Origin of the sequence: Pseudaquabacterium terrae, from assembly GCF_013266755.1 — a bacterium.
GTDB lineage: Bacteria > Pseudomonadota > Gammaproteobacteria > Burkholderiales > Burkholderiaceae_C > Pseudaquabacterium > Pseudaquabacterium terrae.
Genome location: NZ_JABRWJ010000001.1, coordinates 646,495 through 665,688, shown reverse-complemented (window position 1 = coordinate 665,688; position 19,194 = coordinate 646,495). Strand labels below are relative to the sequence as shown.

Here is a 19,194-nt window from a genome sequence, read left to right as displayed (position 1 = left end):
GTCAGCCTTCGCCGCAAGGCCCAGGCGCCGCTGTCGCGGCGACCGGGCCTTCGGCCCGGTTGCTGCGCGACCTATCGGGCCTTGCGGCCCGCCAAGTCGCGCAGCACCTGGACCTTGTCGGTGCGCTCCCACGAGAATTCCGGCTCGTCGCGCCCGAAGTGGCCGTAGGCCGCGGTCTTCTGGTAAATCGGCCGCAGCAGGTCGAGCATCTGGATGATGCCCTTCGGACGCAGGTCGAAGACCTCGTTGACGATCTCGGCGATGCGGTCGTCGGGGATCACGCCGGTGCCTTCGGTGTAGACGGTGACGTTCATCGGCCGCGCGACGCCGATCGCGTAGGCGACCTGGATCTGGCACTGGCGCGCCAGGCCGGCGGCGACGACGTTCTTCGCGACATAACGCGCGGCGTACGCGGCCGAGCGGTCGACCTTGGTCGGGTCCTTGCCGCTGAAGGCGCCGCCGCCGTGCGGGCAGGCGCCGCCGTAGGTGTCGACGATGATCTTGCGTCCGGTCAGGCCGCAGTCGCCCTGCGGGCCACCGATGACGAAGCGGCCGGTCGGGTTGACGAGGTAGCGCGTTTCCTTCAGCCACTCCTGCGGCAGCACCGGCTTGATGATCTCCTCGATCACCGCCTCGTAGAACTCGGGCTTCATCTTGTCGCCCAGGCTCATCTCGGGGCTGTGCTGACTCGACAGCACCACCGTATCGATCGAATGGGGTTTCCCATCCACGTAGCGCATCGTGACCTGGCTCTTCGCGTCGGGACGCAGGAAGGGCAGGCGGCCGTCCTTGCGCAGCTGGGCCTGGCGCTCGACCAGGCGGTGCGCGTAGTAGATCGGCGCGGGCATCAGCTCGGGCGTCTCGTCGCAGGCGTAGCCGAACATCAGGCCCTGGTCGCCGGCACCGGTGTTCAGATGGTCGTCGCTGGCCTGGTCGACACCCTGCGCGATGTCGTTGCTCTGCTTGTCGTAGGCGACCAGGACCGCACAGCCCTTGTAGTCGATGCCGTACTCGGTGTTGTCGTAGCCGATGCGCTTGATCGTGTCGCGCGCGACCTGGATGTAGTCGACATGCGCGTTGGTGGTGATCTCGCCGGCCAGCACCACGAGGCCGGTGTTGCACAGCGTCTCCGCGGCCACGCGGCTGCGCGGATCCTGCGCGAAGATCGCGTCGAGGATCGCGTCGGAGATCTGGTCGGCCACCTTGTCGGGGTGCCCCTCCGAGACCGATTCCGAGGTGAAAAGAAAGTCGTTCGCCACTTCAATACACTCCTGAACAGTTGGGGAATCCGCGTCGCCGGTTCCGTCAGGGTGCTTGGAAGGCGAACGCTTTAGCGGCATTTGGCGGGCCGTTGACTGCCCGGCGGCTCTGGTTTGCACCGGCCGCGTCGCCCCGCAAGTTGTCCTTTAACTCGGCGACCGCCAAATTATACGAACGGCATGCAGGCTGTGATGCGATGGATAGCCGGGCGATCCCTGGGCAGTTTGCACGCTTCGGGCGCCTGGATCGGTTGGCTGGCCTATGCGCTGTCGCCGACCTACCGGCGGCGGCTGCGCGCGCATGCGGCGCTCGCCGGGTTGACCGATGCCGAGCGGCGGGCCGCGGTGGCCGAGACCGGCCGCATGGTGGCCGAGCTGCCGTGGCTGTGGCTGCGCCCGCATCACGAGCCACTCGGTGCGTTGCTGCGCTGGCAGGGTGCCGAGCTGATCGAGCAGGCGCTCGACGCCGGAAGCGGCCTGGTGCTGCTGACGCCGCACCTGGGCTGCTTCGAGGTCTGCGCGCAGGCGATCGCCGAGCGCTTCGGCGAGCGCACGCGCCTGACGGCGATGTACCGCCCGGCGCGCCAGGCCTGGCTGCGTGAGCTCGAAGAAGGCACGCGCCGCCGGCCCGGGCTGGAGACTGCGCCGGCCGCGCTGGCCGGCGTGCGCCAGATGATCCGCGCGCTGCGCCGCGGCGAGGCGGTCGGCCTGCTGCCCGACCAGGTGCCGCCGGAGGGCATGGGCGTGTGGGCGCCGTTCTTCGGCCGGCCGGCCTACACGATGACGCTGGCGACCCGGCTGGTGCAGCAGACCGGCGCCGCGCTGCTGCTGATCTGGGCCGAACGACTGCCGCGCGGCAGCGGCTACCTGCTGCGCGTGACGCAGCCCGAAGCGCCGGTGCCGACGCACGCCGACAGCGACGAGGCGCTGCAGATCGCCTGCGCGACGATGGTCAATGAACAGATGGAAGCGCTGATCCGCCGGAAGCCGCAGCAGTATCTGTGGGGCTATCACCGCTACAAACAGCCGCGCCGCGTCGAGGCCGTGAGTCCGCAGGACGGCAAGCCGTGAAGCGCTGGTTGCAGGCGGTGCTCGCGCGCATCGTGCTGGGCAGCCTGTGGCTGTTGCACTGGTTGCCGCTGGGCGTGCAGGCGGCGATCGGCCGCGGTCTGGGCCGGCTGCTCTACCGCCTGGCCGGTTCGCGCCGCCGCGTGGGCTTGCGCAACCTGGAGCTGACGCTGCCCGAGCTCTCGTGCGAAGCCCGCGAAGCCTTGCTGCGCGAGCACTTCGGCTGGATGGCGCGCAGCCTGCTCGAGCGCGGCATGCTGTGGTACGCGAGCCCGCAACGCCTGAAGCGGCTGATCCACATCGAAGGCGACGTGCACCTGGCCGAGCACAGCGACAAGCCGGTGATGTGGCTGGTGCCGCACTTCGTGGCCCTGGATGTCGCCGGTGCGTCGACGCAGTTGTTCCAGAAGAAGCTCGTCGCGTCGATCTACCAGGCGCAGAGCAATCCGGTCTTCGACGCGGCGATGCGCCGCGGCCGGTTGCGTTATGGCCAGGGCCAGGTCTTCTCCCGCCATGAGACTGCGCTGCCGCTGGTGCGCGCGATTCGCCGCGACCACGCCTTCTTCAACCTGCCGGACATGGACTTCGGCATCAAGGACGCCGCCTTCGTGCCCTTCTTCGGCGTGCCGGCGGCGACCTTGCTGGCCCCGGCGCGCATGGCGCGAACGCTGAAGATGCGCGTGCAGCCGGTGCTGGCCGAGATCCTGCCGGGCGGGCAGGGCTGGCGCGTGCGCTACCTGCCGCCGTGGGACGACTTTCCCGGCGACGACGACATCGCCGCGGCCACACGCATGAACCGCTGGATCGAGGAACAGATCCGCCGCAATCCGGCGCAGTACCTGTGGGTGCATCGGCGCTTCAAGACACGCCCGGAGGGTGAGCCCTCCCTGTACCGGTGACTTGCAGCGCAAGCTGATAATCCGCCGATGAACCTTCGTTTCACCAAGATGCACGGCGCCGGCAACGACTTCGTCGTGCTCGATGCGACGCGCGCGCCGATCGAGCTGACGCCGGAGCAGCTGCGGCGCCTCGGTGACCGGCGCTTCGGTGTCGGGGCCGACCAGATCCTGTTCGTCGAGCCGAGCCGCACCGCGGGCGTCGACTTCCGCTACCGCATCTTCAACAACACCGGCGACGAGGTCGAGCACTGCGGCAACGGCGCGCGCTGCTTCGTGCGCTTCGTGCATCAGCGCGGGCTGACCGAGCGCAAGCGCATCAAGGTCGAGACCGTCAACAATCTGCTGGAGCTGCAGCTCGAAGAAGACGGCCGCGTGACCGTCGACATGAACAAGCCGATCTTCGACCTGGCCCGTGTGCCCTTCGACGCCAAAGGCCTGACGCCGCGCCGCGAGGGCGACTTCGACCTCTGGCCGCTGGACATCGGCGAAGGCCGCAAGGTCGAGGTGGCGGTGCTGTCGATGGGCAATCCGCATGCGGTGCAGCGGGTGGCCGATGTGCGCGAGGCCCCGGTGCTCGCGCTCGGCCAGCGCGTCGAATCGCACGCGCGCTTTGCGCGCAAGGTCAACGCCGGCTTCCTGCAGGTGCTGGCGCGCGACCACGTCGCGATCCGCGTCTTCGAGCGCGACGCCGGCGAGACGCTGGCCTGCGGCACCGGCGCCTGCGCGGCAGTCGTCGCGGGCATCCGCCTCGGCTGGCTCGACCGCCGCGTCGACGTGCAGGCGCGCGGCGGCCTGCTGACCGTCGAATGGCCATCCGATGGCGACACCGTGCGCATGACCGGGCCGGCCGAATCCGTCTACGAAGGGGAGATTGAACTGTGACGATCCAGGGCGCGATCACCGAGACCGACATCGCCAACTACCTGGCGAACACGCCGGGCTTCTTCGAGCGCCATGCCGAGCTGCTGTCGACGATCCAGCTGACCAGCCCGCACGGGCATCGCGCCGTCTCGCTGCAGGAGCGGCAGATGGAAATGATGCGCGAGAAGGTCAAGGGCCTCGAGCAGAAGATCATGGAGATGATCCGCCACGGCCAGGAGAACGTGGCGATCGCCGACCGGCTGCACCGCTTCACGCGGGCGATCCTGCTGGCGTCGACGCCGGCCGCGCTGCCCGACATCATCGTCGCCACGCTGCGCCACGAGTTCCTGGTGCCGCAGGCCGCGGTGCGGCTGTGGAACCTCGCCCCGGTGCACGCCGAGAAGGCGTTCGCGCAGGGCACGAGCGAGGACATCCGCAGCTTCGCCTCGAGCCTGACGCTGCCGTACTGCGGGCTGAACTCGGGCTTCGAGGCGGTGAACTGGCTGCCCGATCCGGGCAGCGTGCTGTCGCTGGCGCTGGTGCCGCTGCGCGCCGGCCGCGACGAAGACGCGTTCGGCATGCTGGTGCTCGCGTCGCCCGATCCGGCGCGCTACAGCGCCGAGATGGGCACCGAGTTCCTGATGCGCATCGGCGAGATCACGAGCGCCGGCCTGGCCCGCCTGCTGCCCTGACGCCGCTGCCGGTGGACGACGACAGCGCGCCGCTCGACCCGGCGATCGCGCGCTTCGTCGAGCACCTGCGCGTCGAACGGCGCCTCGCGCCGCGCACGCTGGCGCTGTACGAGCCGGCGCTGCGCGAGCTGCAGCAACACGCGTTGTCCGATCGCATCGCGCTGCGTGATGCGCAAGCCCATCACCTGCGCCGCTGGACCGCGAAGCTGCGCGAACGCGGCCTCGGCTCGCGCAGCATCGCGATCACGCTGGCCGCCTGGCGCGGGCTCTACGCCTACTGGGGCCGCGAGCGGCTGGTGACGCACAACCCGGTCGACGGCATCCGGCCGCCGAAGCCGCCGCAGACCTTGCCGAAGGCGCTGCCGGTCGAGCAGGCGGTGGCGCTGGCCGAGGCCAAGTCGACGAGCGAATCGGCGGTGCTGCGTGCGCGCGACCACTGCATCGTCGAGCTGCTGTACGGCTGCGGCCTGCGCGTCGGCGAACTGGTGGCGCTGGACCTCGCGCCCGGTCCGGCCGCGCAGGGCTGGATCGACGCCGGCGATGCCACCGCGCACGTGCTCGGCAAGGGCAGCAAGCGGCGCAGCGTGCCGGTGGGCGGTCCGGCCCTGCGCGCGCTGGCCGACTGGTGCGCGCAGCGGGCCGAATTCGCGCGCGCGGGCGAGCCGGCGCTCTTCGTCAGCCAGCGCGGCACGCGGCTGTCGGCGCCGCAGCTGCGCACGCGGCTGAAGGCGCTGGCGCTCGCCGCCGGCCTGCCGACCGACGTGCATCCGCACATGCTGCGCCACAGTTACGCCTCGCACCTGCTGCAGTCCAGCGGCGACCTGCGCGCGGTGCAGGAGCTGCTCGGCCACGCCAACATCTCGACGACGCAGATCTACACCAAGCTCGACTTCCAGCACCTGGCGAAGATCTACGACGCGGCGCACCCGCGCGCGAAGAAGCGCTAACGGCCGACAGCAGCGGCCGCGCTGCCGGTTTACTTCTGGTTCAGGCCGTTGCGGCTGAACCACTTGCGGCCCAGCGCCAGCAGCTCGCCCGAAGACTTGGCTTCGTCGACGATCTGGTTGACGCGGTTGCGCAGCGCTTCCTCGCCCTTGCCGACGCCGATGAAGTTGCGCGAATCCTTCAGCACGAACTTGGCATCGGCTTCGAGGCCGGGGTTGGTCTGCACCGCGGCGGCGGCGACGCTGATGCCGCCGGCCAGCAGCTGCGCCTTGCCGCCGATGTAAGCGGCCAGCGAGGCGGCGTTGTCGTCGTGGCGCTGCACGGTGGCGTCGGCCGGCGCCACCTTGGTCAGCTCCTGGTCCTCGATCGAGCCGCGGGTGACGGCGATCGTCTTGCCGCGCAGGTCGGCCGGGCCGGCGATGGCCTGCGCCTTCGGCCCGAACACCGCCAGGTAGAAGGACGAGTAGTCGTTGGCGAAGTCGATCAGCTTCTCGCGGTCCGGGTTGCGGCCCAGCGTCGAGATCACCAGGTCGACCCTGTGCTGCTGCAGCGCGGGCACGCGCTCGCCGCTGGTCACCGTCACCAGCTCGACCTTGGCGCCGAGCTTGGTGCCGATCAGCTGGGCCATGTCGATGTCCAGCCCGCGCAGCTGACCGTCGCCGGCCTTGTAGCCGAAGGGCGGCATGTCGGCCGGCACGCCGATGCGCACGGTCTTGGCTTTCTGGATGCTGTCCAGCGCCTGTTGCGCGTGGGCGTTCAGCGTGACGCCGGCGCAGGCCAGCAGCAGGGACAACAGGGCAAGGCGGCGTGAAGGCATGGAGGTCAGCTCCCGGAGTGAAGAAACGTCCTCCGTTTTCGGCGTGCTGCGGCGCCGGACTGAAGGTAACGGCGCGCGCGCCGCGGGCAGACGTCACGCTTGGCGGCACGGCGACAATCGCAGCATGAAAGTGATTCGATTGCGCGAGGGCAAGGAGCGCTCGCTGCTGCGCCGCCACCCGTGGGTCTTCCAGGGCAGCATCGCCAAGGGCGGTGGCGATGCCGGCGAAACGGTGCGCATCGAGGCCGACGACGGCAAGTTCCTCGGCTGGGGTGCGTTCAGCCCGAGCTCGCAGATCCGCGTGCGGGCCTGGAGCTTCGACGAAGCCGAGCGCATCGACGAGGCCTTCTTCGAGCGCCGGCTGCGGCAGGCGGTCGCGCTGCGCGCGCGGCTCGGCATTCAAAGCGACGGCCAACGGTTGGTGCACGGCGAAGCCGACGGCCTGCCGGGCCTGATCGTCGACCGCTACGGCGACACGCTGTCGGCGCAGTTCCTCAGCGCCGGCGTCGAGCGCTGGCGCGACACCATCACCGCACAGCTGTGCGCGATCACCGGCGCGGCGCGGCTGTACGAGCGCTCCGATTCCGGCGTGCGTGGGCTCGAGGGGTTGGAAGCGCGCACCGGCTGGCTGCGCGGCGACGGCGCCACCGCGCTGGCGATCACCGAGCACGGCTGGCAACTGGGGCTGGATGTCGCGCTCGGCCACAAGACCGGCTACTACCTCGACCAGCGCGACAACCGCCACCGCTTCGCGCAACTGGTGCGCCAGCTCGGTTGCCAGCGTGTGCTGAACTGCTACAGCTACACGGGCGGCTTCAGCGTCGCGGCGCTGGCCGGCGGCGCGCGCGACGTGACCAGCGTCGATTCGTCGGGCCCGGCGCTCGAACAGGCGCGCGACAACGTGCGCCGCAACGGCTTCGACGATGCGGCCTGCAGCTTCGCCGATGCCGACGTCAACGCCTATCTGAGAGAGAAGCTCAAGGCCGGCGAATCCTTCGACGCGATCGTGCTCGACCCGCCGAAGTTCGCGCCGAGTGCCGCGCATGCCGATCGCGCGTCGCGCGCCTACAAGGACATCAACCGGCTGGCGCTGAAGCTGCTGGAGCCCGGCGGCCTGCTGATGACCTACTCCTGCTCCGGCGGCATCGGCGCCGAGCTGTTCCACAAGATCGTCGCCGGCGCCGGCCACGACGCCGGTGTCGACGGTTATCTGCTGCAGCGGCTGGAAGCCGCGCCGGACCATCCGACGACGATCGGCTTCCCGGAAGGGGAGTATCTGAAGGGGCTGGCGATCATCGTCCGCTGACCGCGCTCAGGCCGCGGGCGGCGCCAGCCGCACGCGCGGCTCGAACTTGGCGCGATGCACGCTGAAGAAGGCCTTCACGTTGCGCACGTTGGCGTCCTGCGTGAAGAGCCGCTGCACCAGCGCGTGGTAGGCCGCCATGTCCGGCGCCCAGATCACCAGCATGAAGTCCGGGCCGGGCGAGACGCGGTAACACTGCTGCACGCGGTCCTCGGCGACGGCACGCTGCTCGAAGGCCGCCAGGTGCTCGGCGCCCTGCGCGTCGAGCGAGACCTCGACCAGCGCGGTCAGTCCCGGCACCTGCTGCGGCGAGACGATCGCCAGCTGGCGCTCGATCACGCCGGACTCGACCAGCCGGCGCACGCGGCGCAGCGTTGTCGCCGGCGACGCATGCGCGGCCTCGGCCAACGCCTGGTTGGCGCGCGAGGCATCCTGCTGCAGCAGGTCCAGCAGGCGGATGTCGAGAGCATCGAGTTCGATCATCTTGCGGCCATCCGTTTCATTTCAGCCTCGATGATGCAATTTTCAACCACGCTGCAGCAGCCGTGTTGAAGAATTTCATCAACGCAGGAATTTTGCACGCCTGTTTCTCATCCCACTCCCTAGGATCCCTTCCCATCGATCACCGGACACGGAGTGTTTCAAGATGTGTGGCATCGTCGGCGCCGTCAGTCAGCGCAACATCGTTCCCATCCTGGTCCAGGGCCTGAAGCGGCTGGAATACCGCGGCTACGACAGCTGCGGCGTCGCCGTGCACCAGGACGGCCTGTTGCGCCGCACGCGCAGCACCTCGCGCGTCGCCGAGCTCGATGCGCAGGTGGCCAACGAGGCGGTGCAGTCGGGAACCGGCATTGCGCATACCCGCTGGGCGACCCACGGCGCGCCGGCGGTGCACAACGCGCACCCGCACTTCTCTACCGGCCCGAACGGCAGCGCGCGGATCGCGCTGGTGCACAACGGCATCATCGAGAACCACGACGAGCTGCGTGCCGAGCTGCAGGCCAAGGGCTTCGTGTTCGAGAGCCAGACCGACACCGAGGTCATCGCACACCTCGTGAACCACCTCTACGACGGCGACCTGTTCGACGCCGTACAGCGCGCCACCCAACGCCTGAAAGGCGCGTACGCGATAGCAGTGTTTTGCCGTGACGAGCCGCAGCGCGTCGTCGGCGCGCGCGAAGGCTCACCGCTGGTGCTCGGCGTCGGCCAAGGTGAGACCTTCCTGGCGTCGGACGCGATGGCGCTCGCCGGCGTCACCGACCAGATCGTCTACCTCGACGAAGGCGACATCGTCGACCTGCAGCTCGGCAAGCACTGGATCGTCGGCCGCCAGAGCGACGGCACGCACCGCGCAGTGCAGCGCGAAGTGCGCACGGTGCACGCGCATTCCGGCGCCGCCGAGCTGGGCCCGTACCGGCACTACATGCAGAAGGAGATCTTCGAGCAGCCACGGGCCATCGCCGACACGCTGGACGGCGTCTCGAACGTCGCGCCAGAGCTCTTCGGCGACCAGGCCTTCAAGGCCTTCAAGGACGCCGAGCAGGTGCTGATCCTGGCCTGCGGCACCAGCTACTACTCAGGCTCCGTCGCCAAGTACTGGCTCGAATCGATCGCCCGCATCCCGACCTCGGTCGAGATCGCCAGCGAATACCGCTACCGCGACAGCGTGCCGAATCCGAAGACGCTGGTCGTCACGATCAGCCAGAGCGGCGAGACCGCCGACACCATCGCGGCGCTCAAGCACGCGCGCGCGCTGGGCATGGCCCACACGCTGACGATCTGCAACGTCGGCACCAGCGCGATGGTGCGCGAATGCGCGCATGCCTTCGTCACGCGCGCCGGCGTCGAGATCGGCGTCGCGTCGACCAAGGCCTTCACGACGCAGCTGGTCGCGCTGTTCCTGATGACGCTGGCGCTGGCGCAGACGCGCGGCCGCCTGACCGAGGACGAGGAAGCGGGGCATCTGAAGGCGCTGCGCCACTTGCCGTCTGCCGTGCAGGCGGTGCTGGCGCTGGAGCCGCAGGTCATCGCCTGGGCCGAGGAGTTTGCGCGCAAGGAAAACGCGCTGTTCCTAGGCCGTGGGCTGCACTACCCGGTGGCGCTCGAAGGTGCGCTGAAGCTCAAGGAAATCAGCTACATCCACGCCGAGGCCTATCCGGCCGGCGAGTTGAAGCATGGGCCGCTGGCGCTGGTCACTTCGGCGATGCCGGTGGTCACGGTGGCGCCGAACGATGCGCTGCTGGAGAAGCTCAAGAGCAACATGCAGGAAGTGCGCGCGCGCGGCGGCGAGTTGTTCGTGTTCGCCGATTCGGACACGCAGATCTCGTCAGGGCCTGGCGTGCATGTGATCCGCATGCCCGAGCACTACGGCGCGCTGTCGCCGATCCTGCACGTCGTGCCGCTGCAACTGCTGGCGTATCACACGGCGTGTGCGCGCGGCACGGATGTCGACAAGCCCAGGAATCTGGCCAAGAGCGTGACCGTCGAATGACGGTTGCGCTCTTGCTGACTGGAACAAATAAAGTCCGTCGCGGAAAAATATAGTCCGTCGGGCTTGGCCGGGTCTCCTGTGGCTGCTCCCGGCCTTTTGCGGACGTTCGGCGCCGCATGCGGAGACCGAGCGAGCCAAGGCCACGGGGTACCCGCTGCCGCTCGTGTCCCCCGGTCGCTGCGCTCCCTCCTCCTCTTACCTCGCTGCAGCGGGCACCCCATGTCCTTGGCAACGGCACCACGGTGGCGTGCGAAGAATCAATTCCAGGGCCGCGCCGGATCAGGACGGCAGGGTGCCCTGTGGAGCGAGGTAAGAGGAGGAGGGAGCGGAGCGACCGGGGGACACGAGCGCAACAGGGCACCCTGGCGGCCTGATCTCGCTGAGTCTTCAATCGCAATGGCAGCAACGGGCCGAGAACGGCCCCAGACCGCGAAGCCTCGGCGGGGCGAGACCGGGCGCGCTCTATGTGAGCAACGAGAACCGCCAGTACCTGCGCACTCGCTACCAGATCCCGAAGGTGCGGGTGGCCGTGGACTATTTGGTGGAGCGGCTGAGATCCGGTGCAGATCGGCTTTTAAGCGAATGAATATTCGCGTATGATCGATCTCATCATGAAGCCGAAGGACGAAAAGAAGGTCGAGGCCATCGCTGCCGCCGTGTACCGGCTGGCGGCGGGCAAGGGCCTGGCCGCGGTGACGCTGGCCGACATCGCGCGCGAAGCGGGCGTGGCCACCAGCACCCTCTACGTCTACTACAAGTCGCGCGAAGACCTGCTCGACGACGTCTACCAGAAGGCGAAGACGGCGACCGTCACGCGCTACGCGAGCGACGACGATCCGAAGGCCTCGCTGAAGGCGCGGGTGCGCCGGATCTGGAACAACATCGTCGATAACCGGATCGAGAACCGGCAGCAGGTGGCTTTCCTCGAGCAGTACTACCACTCCGAGCTGCTCAGCGAGACCAGCCGCGCGCTCGGCCAGCGCATGTCGGCGCCGTTCATCGAGCTGCTGGTGGCCGGTCAGCGCAGCGAGCAGCTCAAGACGGTACCGCCCGCCCTGCTGGCCGCAGCCGTGATGGGCCTGGCCAGGGAAACCGCGCTGCTCGTCAGCCGCGGCGACCTGCCGGACGACGAGACCACCCGCGCCAACGGTTTCCAGCTGTGCTGGGACGCCATTCGGGCATGAGGCCCGCCCTTTTTTTGATCTTTAACCGAATCAATTTTCACCAAAGGATGCCCAGATGAACGCCATCGACAACACCACTCCGAAGACCGTGCTGATCACCGGCTGCTCCTCCGGCATCGGCCGGGCCGCTGCCCATCGTTTCGCCCAGGCGGGCTGGCGCGTCGCCGCCACGATGCGCAACACCGGCGATGCGGGCGATCTCGCCGAGCTGCCGAACGTCCTGGTGCATGCGCTCGACGTCACCGACCAGGCCTCGGTGAAGGCCGCGATCGACGCGACGCTGGCGCGCTTCGGCCGCATCGACGCGGTGATCAACAACGCCGGCTTCGGCCTGTTCGGACCCTTCGAGACGGCGAGCGACGCCGTCATCGAGCGCCAGTTCAACACCAACGTGTTCGGCGTGTTCAACGTCATCCGCGCCGTGCTGCCGGCCCTGCGCAGCCAGGGCGGCGGTGTCATCGTCAACGTGGCCTCGGTCGGCGGCTTGACGACGCTGCCCTTCAATTCGCTTTACCACGCGACGAAGTACGCGGTGGTCGGCTTCACCGAGGGACTCAACCACGAGCTGGCGCAGTTCGGCATCCGTGCCAAGTTCGTGGCCCCGGGCGGCGTGTCGACCGATTTCGCCGGGCGATCGCTGTCGGTGACCTTTGCCGACCAGAACCATCCCTACGCGGCGAGCGTCGCCAAGGCGATGGAGGCCTGGGGCAGCCGTCGCGGCGGCTATGCGACGCCCGCGCAGACCGCTGAAGCGATCTTCACGGCCGCGACGGATGACACGGCACAGGTGCGCTATGTCTGCGGCGCCGATGCCGAATCGCTGCTGGCGACGCGCGCCAAGCTCGACGACGCCGGCTACCTCCAACTGGTGCGGCAATCGTTCGGTCTGGACGCCCAGTCCGCGACCTGAGCCGCGACCTGAGCTCGCTGGATGGGAGCGCCCATGAGCAACCGAACCGTCATCGTTGCAGGCGCCACGGGCCTCGTGGGCCGGGAGATCCTGGCGGGCCTGCTGGCCGACCGCACCGTGGCTGCGGGTGCACAGCCTCGGCCGCCGAGAGCCGGCGCTGCAGCATCCGAAGTTGACGGCCCACGTCGTCGACTTCGCGGCCCTGCGTGCGCTGCCCTCCGCGGACGAGCTTGCTGACCGCCGTGCCATCCGCCCGAGGCAGGACGGTGCTGCTCTCCGGGTCGATGCGGCGTTAGTCGTTTGAACGTGAATCCGATTCGAGCCAACAGGAGCCACCGATGAAACTGAACGTCAATGGCAAGGACCACCAGGTCGACGTCGAACCCGAGATGCCGCTGCTGTGGGTATTGCGGGACGAATTGCGAATCACCGGCCCGAAATACGGCTGCGGCATCGGCTATTGCGGCGCGTGCACGGTGCACGTCGGCGGCGCGGCGGTGCGCTCGTGCTCGATGCCGGTGAGCGCCGTGGTGGCGCCGGTGATAACGATCGAAGGCCTCGGCCAACCGGCGGCGCTGCACGCCGTGCAAAAGGCCTGGATCGAGCACCAGGTCGCGCAGTGCGGCTACTGCCAATCGGGCCAGATCATGACCGCCGCGGCCTTCCTGGCCACGACGCCTTCGCCCACCGACGAGCAGATCGACCAGGCCATGTCGGCCAACCTGTGCCGCTGCGGCACGTATCCGCGCATCCGCGAGGCGGTGAAGTCTGCCGCCAAGACGCTGAAGGGAGCCTGACATGGGCCGTCTCAAGACCATCGCCCGCCGCAGCTTCCTGATCGGCTCCGCCGCCGTGGCCGGCGGCGTCGTATTCGGTGTCTACCAGGTGCGCAAGTCGCACCCCAATCCGCTGGCCGAGGGCTTGAAGCCGGGCCAGGCCGCGCTCACGCCCTGGGTGAGGATCGACAAGGACGCGGTCACGCTGATCACCCCGCACATGGACATGGGCCAGGGCGCCTATTCGGTGCAGGCCGCGCTGATCGCCGAGGAGCTGGACATCGAGTTCGGCCAGTTCCGTATCGACGCCGGTGCGCCGTCGCCCGCCTACTACAACCGCCGGGTGTCCGAAGAGCGCGCGGCCTTCAATGCGCACGACACGCGCTGGCAGGCCGAAGCCATGCGCGATGTCATGGGCGGACTGTTCAAGGTGCTGGGCGTCATGGTGACGGGCGGCTCGTCGACGGTGCCCGACAGCTTCGACAAGCTGCGCGAAGCCGGCGCCGTCGCCCGCGAGACGCTGAAGCTGGCCGCATCGCGCAAGACCGGCGTGCCCGTCGCGCAATTGAAGACCGCGCGCGGCGCGGTGCTGTTGCCCGACGGCAAGCAACTCAAGTACACCGAGCTGGCCGACATCGCGGCCACGCTCGACCCGGTGCGCGACGTGACCTTGCGCGACCCCGCGGCCTGGCGCTTCATCGGCAAGCCGATGCAGCGCCTGGACATCGTCGGCAAGTCCACCGGTACGCTGCGCTACGGCATCGATCTGGCCATGGAAGGCATGGTGCATGCCGCGGTGAAAACCAATCCCCGCCAGGGCGGCCAGCTCAACCGTTACGACGACGCCAAGGCCAAGGGCCTGCGCGGCGTGAAGAAGATCCTGCCCGTGAGCAACGGCGTGGCCGTGGTGGCCGACAACACCTGGCGCGCGCTGCAGGCCGTCAAGGCCATCGAGTGCGATTGGGGCCCCGCGCCGTATCCGGCGGAAATGAAGGACCACTGGGCCGCGGTCGCCGCGAGCTTCACGCCGGAGCGACTGAACAAACAATGGCGGCACGACGGCGACGTCGACCAGGCGTTGCAACAAGGGCCGGTGATCGAGGCCGAGTACCGCGCACCGTATCTGGCCCACGCTCCGCTGGAGCCTCTGAGCGCCATCGTCAAGGTGGGCTCCGATGGTGTCGATGTGTGGGTCGCCCACCAGATGCCGCGCTTCGTGCAGAAGAAGGTCGCGGCGGTCACCGGCGTGAAGCCCGAGCAGGTGCGCTATCACCAGCAGGTCGCGGGCGGCTGCTTCGGCCACCGGCTGGAATTCGAGAACGTCACGCTGTGCGCCGAGATCGCCCGGCAGATGCCCGGCACGCCGGTGAAGCTCACCTATTCGCGCGAGGAGGATTTCGCCCACGATTTCCCGCGCCAGATCGGCATGGCGCGCGGCAAGGGGGTGGTGAAAGACGGCCAGGTGCACGCTGTCGACCTGCAGGTGGCGACGGTCAGTTCCTCCGCCTCGCAGGCATCGCGCCTGGGCCAGGCCGGGCCACCGGGCGCGGACGGCCAGATCGCCGCCGGTGCCTGGAACCAGCCGTTCGCCGTGCCGCACTTCCGCATGCGTGCGTACAAGGTGCCGGAGCTCGCGCCCACCAGCTCGTGGCGCTCGGTGGGGGCGTCGACCCAGGGCTTCTTCGCCAACGCCTTCCTAGATGAACTGATCCATGCCGCCGGCGCCGATCCGCTGCGCGAGCGCCTGCGCCTGTGCAACCACGACGTCTCGCGCAAGGTGCTCGAGGCGGTGGGCGAGATGAGCAACTGGGGCTCGAAGCTGGCACCGGGCCGCGGCCGCGGCATCGCCTTCGTCGACAGTTTCGGCGTGCCGGTGGCCGAGGTGGTGGAGGTCACGAAGACCGACAAGGGCATCCGCATCGACAAGGTGTTCGTCGCGCTGGACGTGGGCCGCGTCGTCGACCCGGTGAACCTGGACAACCACGTCAAGGGCGCCGTGGTCTGGGGACTCGGCCACGCGATGAACTGCGAGATCACCTATGCCGATGGCATGGCGCAGCAGTCGAACTTTCCGCAGTTCCAGGGCATGCGGCTGGACCAGTGTCCGCACATCGTGGTGCGCAGCCTGGAGAACGCGCCGCGCATCCGCGGCGCGGGCGAGCCGCCGGTGCCGCCGGCCGCACCGGCATTGGCCGCGGCCATCTTCGCGGCCACCGGCAAGCGGCTGCGGGAGATGCCGTTCAACAAGTTCGTCGACTTCGTCTAGAGAGCGACTCATGGGCTTCGAACGGCGCATCTATTGGCCGCACTCGATCGCCGCGATCGTTGCCGAGCTCGCCGGGCAAGGCATCGATGCGGCGGCGGCGCTGGAAGGGACCGGGCTGGCCGCGTCGCAGCTCGGCGCGCCCACGACCAGGACCTCCTACCGGCAGCTCGACACCGTGGTTCGCAACGCGCTGCGCCTGTCGAGCGACCCGGCGACTGCACTGCGCGCCGGCCTGCGCATGCACGTCACGGCCTACTGGATGTACGGCTACGCATTGCTGAGCAGCGCGACCCGCGCGGACGCCGCCCGCTTCGTCGCGCGCTATGTGCGCATCGTCGGTCCGTTCTGCGACGTGACGTTCTCGAACCAGGGCGCGAAGGCCTGGGTCGCGCTCGCGCCGATGCACTGGCCGGGCGCCTCGGACGCCGTGCACCGCTTCGCGCTGGAGTTCGCGCTGGCGGCGCATCTGGTCGCGCATCGGGACGGCATGGGCCCGGCCTTCCGGTTCTCGCGCATCGCCGTCGACCATCCCGCGCCGGCGCATGCCGATGTCTACGAAGCGCTGTTCGGTTGCCCCGTTTCGTTCGACCAGGCGGGCGCCGGGTACGAGCGGGCATTCGACGACGGCCCCCTGGGCTTGGCCGACCCGCGCACGCATGCGATGGCGCGCGAAGTCTGCGATCAACTGCTCGCCGAAGTGGATCGCGCGGGCAGGGTGGCCGCCGACGTCTGGCCGATCCTGCTCGAACGGCGAACCGGCCCGGTGAGCATCGACGACGTCGCGGCGCAACTGGCGATGTCGCCCCGGGCGCTGCGGCGCAGGCTCGAGGCGGAAGGGACCACCTATCGCCATCTGCTGGCCGAAGCGCGCAAGCGCCTGGCCATCGAATACCTCAGCACCACCCGACTGACGCACGAGGAGATCGCACAACGGGTGGGCTACAGCGACGCGGCCAACTTCCGGCATGCCTTCCTGCGCTGGACCGGCCGGAACCCGTCGGATGTTCGCGGTGGTACGCGCATGTAGCCACGAACCGGCCGCATGACCACCACCCTGTCTTGAAACCCGCTCGCAGATCCACACCCATGAATTCACTCCACCTTGCCGTCGCCGGGTTCTTCGCGGCCCTCGGCATCCTTGGCGGCGCCGACGCCCATGCCGAATCCTGCGATCCACGCCACGCCGCGTCGCCGCAGTACGTCGCGGCCGATTGCAAGTTCCAGAACCTGGCCAATCCCGACGCGAAGCCCTCCCGCGGCAGCTGGGCGATCTGGACGCGATTCCTGACGGACAAGAAGGTCGATACCGTCCCGGCGGAGCCGATCCCCGTCCGTGCGCTGGACCGTCCGGCCCTGGACAAGCTCGACAACACGGCCAACCACATCGTGCGGCTCGGTCACTCGTCCCACTTGCTCAAGCTGCGCGGGAAGTACTGGCTGATCGACCCCGTCTTCGGGGCGCGCGCCTCCCCGGTCAGCTGGGCCGGGCCGATGCGCTTCCACCCTTCGCCGCTGCCGCTGCACGAGGTCCCGCCCATTGAGGGGCTGATCCTGTCCCATGACCACTACGACCACCTGGATGCACCCACCATCGAAGCGCTGAAGCATCGCGTGCAGCGCTACTTCGTGCCGTTGGGCGTGGGTGCACGCCTGCGCGACATGGGCGTGCCGGCCGATCGCATCGAAGAGCTCGACTGGTGGCAGGCGGCCCGGCATGGCGAGGTCGGCCTGACCGCCACCCCGGCCCAGCACTTCTCCGGCCGCACGCTCTGGGACCGCAACCAGACGCTGTGGGCGTCGTGGGTGATCCGCAGCGGCGGCGAATCGATCTTCTACAGCGGCGACAGCGGCTACTTCCCGGGCTTCAAGGCGATCGGCGAGAAGCTGGGCCCCTTCGACCTGGCCTTGATGGAGAACGGCGCGTACGACAGCTACTGGCCGGCGGTGCACATGTCGCCCGAAGAAACCGTGCGCGCCTTCCAGGACGTGAAGGCCAGGACGCTGTACCTGGTCCACAACAGCACCTTCGACCTGGCCTTCCATCCCTGGCGCGAGCCGCTGGAGCGTGTCGCCCAACTGGCCGAACAGCAGGGGCTGGCGCTGGCAACCCCCGAGATCGGCGAAGTCCTGACGCTGGGGCGACCCCGCGAAAACAAGCTGTGGTGGCGCAGCCTGCCCTGAGCTGCGGCCGACGGCGTTGGCTCAGGCGGCCAGCCAGTCCAGCAGGTCCTGTGTCACGCGCGCCCGCTCGGTCACGAGCAGGCCGTGCGAGGTACCACCGTATTCCACGAGCCTGGCCTGACGGATGCCTGCGGCCGCGCGGCGCGCCGTGAGCTCGAACGGCACCGGCTTGTCGGCGCTGCCGTGCAGGATGAGCGTGGGCACCGTCACGGCGGCCAGATCCGGCACGAAGTCCTCCTTGCCGAACGCGTCGACCGAACCGATCAGCGCGCGCAGACTCGCCTGCATCGCCATCTGCAGGGACCAGTCCAGCACCGCCTGCGACACGGGGTTCGTGCTCCTGGCGCTGGTCTGCACGTCGTAGAACACCTCCCTGAGCAGACCGGCCAGAAAGGTCGCGCGGTCCTTGCGCAGGCTGTCCTTCAGGCCGTCGAAGAACGCCGGGTCCACGCCCTGGGGGTTGTTCCTGTTCCTCGCCAGGCCCGGCACGACGGCCGCCACCAGGGCGACCTTGGCGATGCCCTTGCTGCCGTGGCGCGAGAGGTAGCGCACGATCTCCCCGCCGCCCATCGAGAACCCGGCCAGCGTCGCGTCCCTGGCGCCCGTCGCCTGGATGACGGTCGCCAGGTCGTCGGCGAAGGTGTTGTAGTCGTACCCGGTGGAGGGTTGGCTCGATCGCCCGAAGCCGCGGCGGTCGTAGCTGATCACGCGGTAGCCGGCCTCGGCGATGGCCAACGCCGGCTGCTCCCAGCAGTCGGACGACAGCGGCCACGCGTGGGTGAGGATGAGGGGGCGGCCTTGTCCCCAATCCTTGACGAACAGCTCCACGCCGTCCTTGGTCCGGATGGTGCCCGAGCGGTCGTGTGCGGCGGCGCGTTGCGCACGGGAGGCGAGCGGCAGCGCCGCCGCGCCCACCGCGGCGGCGCCGATGCCCAGCATGTTGCGGCGATGGGTCATGGCATCAGGCCGTCCACACCTGCGATTGGAACGGCTGCTCGACAGCCGGCTTGGTGATGTTGCCGGCGTAGTTCGCCATCACCGAAACGGCGAGCCCGGCGATGACCTCGAGCACCTGATCGGGACCGAACCCCGCTTCGCCGAACGAGGCGAGATCACGCTCGCCGACGTGCCCGCGCTTGTCGATGAGTGCCCGCGTGAAGCTCGACAACGCGGCGAGTCCCGCATCCGTCGGCAGCCGCTTCTCTCGGATGGCCCGGACGTGTTCCGGATCGACGCCTTCCTTCAGCGCCATCGCCGAGTGAAACGCTACGGCCCAGGGGCAGGTGTTGGCAACCGCGTTGCTCAGCAGAAGGACCTGCTTCTGTCCTCCGCTGAACGTCCCGCCGTGAAAGTTGCCGAACGCACCGACGAAGCCGCTCAGCAAGACCGGTGACTCGGCCATCGTGGCCGCGAGGTTCGGGACGATGCCGACGGCCTGCTTCAGTCCCCGCAGGGCGGGCCGGGAGTTTTCGGGCGCGGATTCGACGGTGTGGATGCGATAGGTGTGCATGGTGTTGCTCCGAGCTGGGGGACCGGTCGGCG

The 19,194-nt window shown here is 69.0% G+C and carries 18 protein-coding genes; 13 read left to right on the top strand and 5 right to left on the bottom strand.

All coding sequences use genetic code 11. The features are described from left to right. Positions 1–71 precede the first annotated feature (71 nt). Positions 72–1,259: a methionine adenosyltransferase gene (metK, locus tag HLB44_RS03010; protein ID WP_173120447.1), complete on the bottom strand. Its 1,188-nt coding sequence runs from the start codon at positions 1,257–1,259 to the stop codon at positions 72–74. 180 nt (positions 1,260–1,439) lie between these two features. Between metK and HLB44_RS03005 the strand changes: the two genes are divergently transcribed. From HLB44_RS03005 to HLB44_RS02985, 5 genes are read left to right on the top strand one after another with little or no spacing between them, the layout of a single operon-like run. Then, positions 1,440–2,330 (top strand): lysophospholipid acyltransferase family protein, encoded by an 891-nt coding sequence (locus tag HLB44_RS03005; RefSeq protein ID WP_173120445.1) that lies wholly within the window; start codon positions 1,440–1,442, stop codon positions 2,328–2,330. Further along, entirely contained in the window at positions 2,327–3,226 is a 900-nt protein-coding gene (locus HLB44_RS03000) for an LpxL/LpxP family acyltransferase (RefSeq protein WP_173120443.1), read from the top strand. Before HLB44_RS03005 ends, HLB44_RS03000 begins: the two co-directional genes overlap by 4 nt. 27 nt (positions 3,227–3,253) lie before the next feature. Then, the gene (dapF, locus tag HLB44_RS02995) at positions 3,254–4,108 is read left to right on the top strand and encodes a diaminopimelate epimerase (protein WP_173120441.1); all 855 of its coding nucleotides are present in this window, start codon (positions 3,254–3,256) and stop codon (positions 4,106–4,108) included. After that, complete coding sequence (locus HLB44_RS02990; RefSeq protein ID WP_173120439.1) at positions 4,105–4,779, top strand: DUF484 family protein; 675 nt, start codon at positions 4,105–4,107, stop codon at positions 4,777–4,779. The genes dapF and HLB44_RS02990 overlap by 4 nt, the downstream gene beginning before the upstream one ends. Before the next feature lie 11 nt (positions 4,780–4,790). Next, positions 4,791–5,726 carry a tyrosine recombinase XerC gene (locus HLB44_RS02985; protein ID WP_343051209.1) on the top strand — a complete coding sequence of 312 codons (936 nt, stop codon included), beginning with the start codon at positions 4,791–4,793 and terminating at the stop codon, positions 5,724–5,726. A gap of 29 nt (positions 5,727–5,755) precedes the next feature. On the opposite strand, the gene HLB44_RS02980 is transcribed toward HLB44_RS02985, so the two are convergent. Further along, a complete protein-coding gene (locus HLB44_RS02980; protein ID WP_173120437.1) occupies positions 5,756–6,541 on the bottom strand; it encodes a transporter substrate-binding domain-containing protein in 786 nt (261 codons plus the stop codon). Positions 6,542–6,665: 124 nt separating this feature from the next. Here HLB44_RS02980 and HLB44_RS02975 point away from each other — a divergent pair, with 124 nt between their 5' ends. Continuing rightward, complete coding sequence (locus tag HLB44_RS02975) at positions 6,666–7,847, top strand: class I SAM-dependent rRNA methyltransferase (RefSeq protein ID WP_173120435.1); 1,182 nt, start codon at positions 6,666–6,668, stop codon at positions 7,845–7,847. A gap of 6 nt (positions 7,848–7,853) precedes the next feature. On the opposite strand, the gene HLB44_RS02970 is transcribed toward HLB44_RS02975, so the two are convergent. Continuing rightward, a complete protein-coding gene (locus HLB44_RS02970; protein WP_173120433.1) occupies positions 7,854–8,327 on the bottom strand; it encodes an Lrp/AsnC family transcriptional regulator in 474 nt (157 codons plus the stop codon). A 163-nt stretch (positions 8,328–8,490) separates the two neighbouring features. Between HLB44_RS02970 and glmS the strand changes: the two genes are divergently transcribed. The 7 genes from glmS (at position 8,491) to HLB44_RS02935 (ending at position 17,652) form a co-directional block, all read left to right on the top strand. Then, positions 8,491–10,335, top strand: a complete 1,845-nt coding sequence (gene glmS / locus HLB44_RS02965) for a glutamine--fructose-6-phosphate transaminase (isomerizing) (RefSeq protein ID WP_173120430.1) — start codon at positions 8,491–8,493, stop codon at positions 10,333–10,335. A 596-nt stretch (positions 10,336–10,931) separates the two neighbouring features. Beyond that, positions 10,932–11,519 carry a TetR/AcrR family transcriptional regulator gene (locus HLB44_RS02960; protein ID WP_246312017.1) on the top strand — a complete coding sequence of 196 codons (588 nt, stop codon included), beginning with the start codon at positions 10,932–10,934 and terminating at the stop codon, positions 11,517–11,519. A gap of 55 nt (positions 11,520–11,574) precedes the next feature. Next, positions 11,575–12,429 carry an SDR family oxidoreductase gene (locus tag HLB44_RS02955; RefSeq protein WP_173120428.1) on the top strand — a complete coding sequence of 285 codons (855 nt, stop codon included), beginning with the start codon at positions 11,575–11,577 and terminating at the stop codon, positions 12,427–12,429. A gap of 338 nt (positions 12,430–12,767) precedes the next feature. Further along, complete coding sequence (locus HLB44_RS02950; protein WP_173120426.1) at positions 12,768–13,226, top strand: (2Fe-2S)-binding protein; 459 nt, start codon at positions 12,768–12,770, stop codon at positions 13,224–13,226. 1 nt (position 13,227) lies between these two features. Then, entirely contained in the window at positions 13,228–15,471 is a 2,244-nt protein-coding gene (locus HLB44_RS02945) for a xanthine dehydrogenase family protein molybdopterin-binding subunit (protein WP_173120424.1), read from the top strand. 10 nt (positions 15,472–15,481) lie between these two features. Further along, positions 15,482–16,498, top strand: a complete 1,017-nt coding sequence (locus HLB44_RS02940; protein WP_173120422.1) for an AraC family transcriptional regulator — start codon at positions 15,482–15,484, stop codon at positions 16,496–16,498. Positions 16,499–16,557: 59 nt separating this feature from the next. Then, a complete protein-coding gene (locus HLB44_RS02935; RefSeq protein ID WP_173120420.1) occupies positions 16,558–17,652 on the top strand; it encodes an MBL fold metallo-hydrolase in 1,095 nt (364 codons plus the stop codon). A 21-nt stretch (positions 17,653–17,673) separates the two neighbouring features. Here the strand turns inward: HLB44_RS02935 and HLB44_RS02930 are convergent, their stop codons facing one another. Together HLB44_RS02930 and HLB44_RS02925 are read right to left on the bottom strand one after the other, a co-directional pair. Further along, positions 17,674–18,609, bottom strand: a complete 936-nt coding sequence (locus tag HLB44_RS02930) for an alpha/beta fold hydrolase (protein ID WP_246312016.1) — start codon at positions 18,607–18,609, stop codon at positions 17,674–17,676. A 4-nt stretch (positions 18,610–18,613) separates the two neighbouring features. Further along, positions 18,614–19,162, bottom strand: a complete 549-nt coding sequence (locus HLB44_RS02925) for a carboxymuconolactone decarboxylase family protein (RefSeq protein ID WP_173120418.1) — start codon at positions 19,160–19,162, stop codon at positions 18,614–18,616. Positions 19,163–19,194 lie beyond the last annotated feature (32 nt).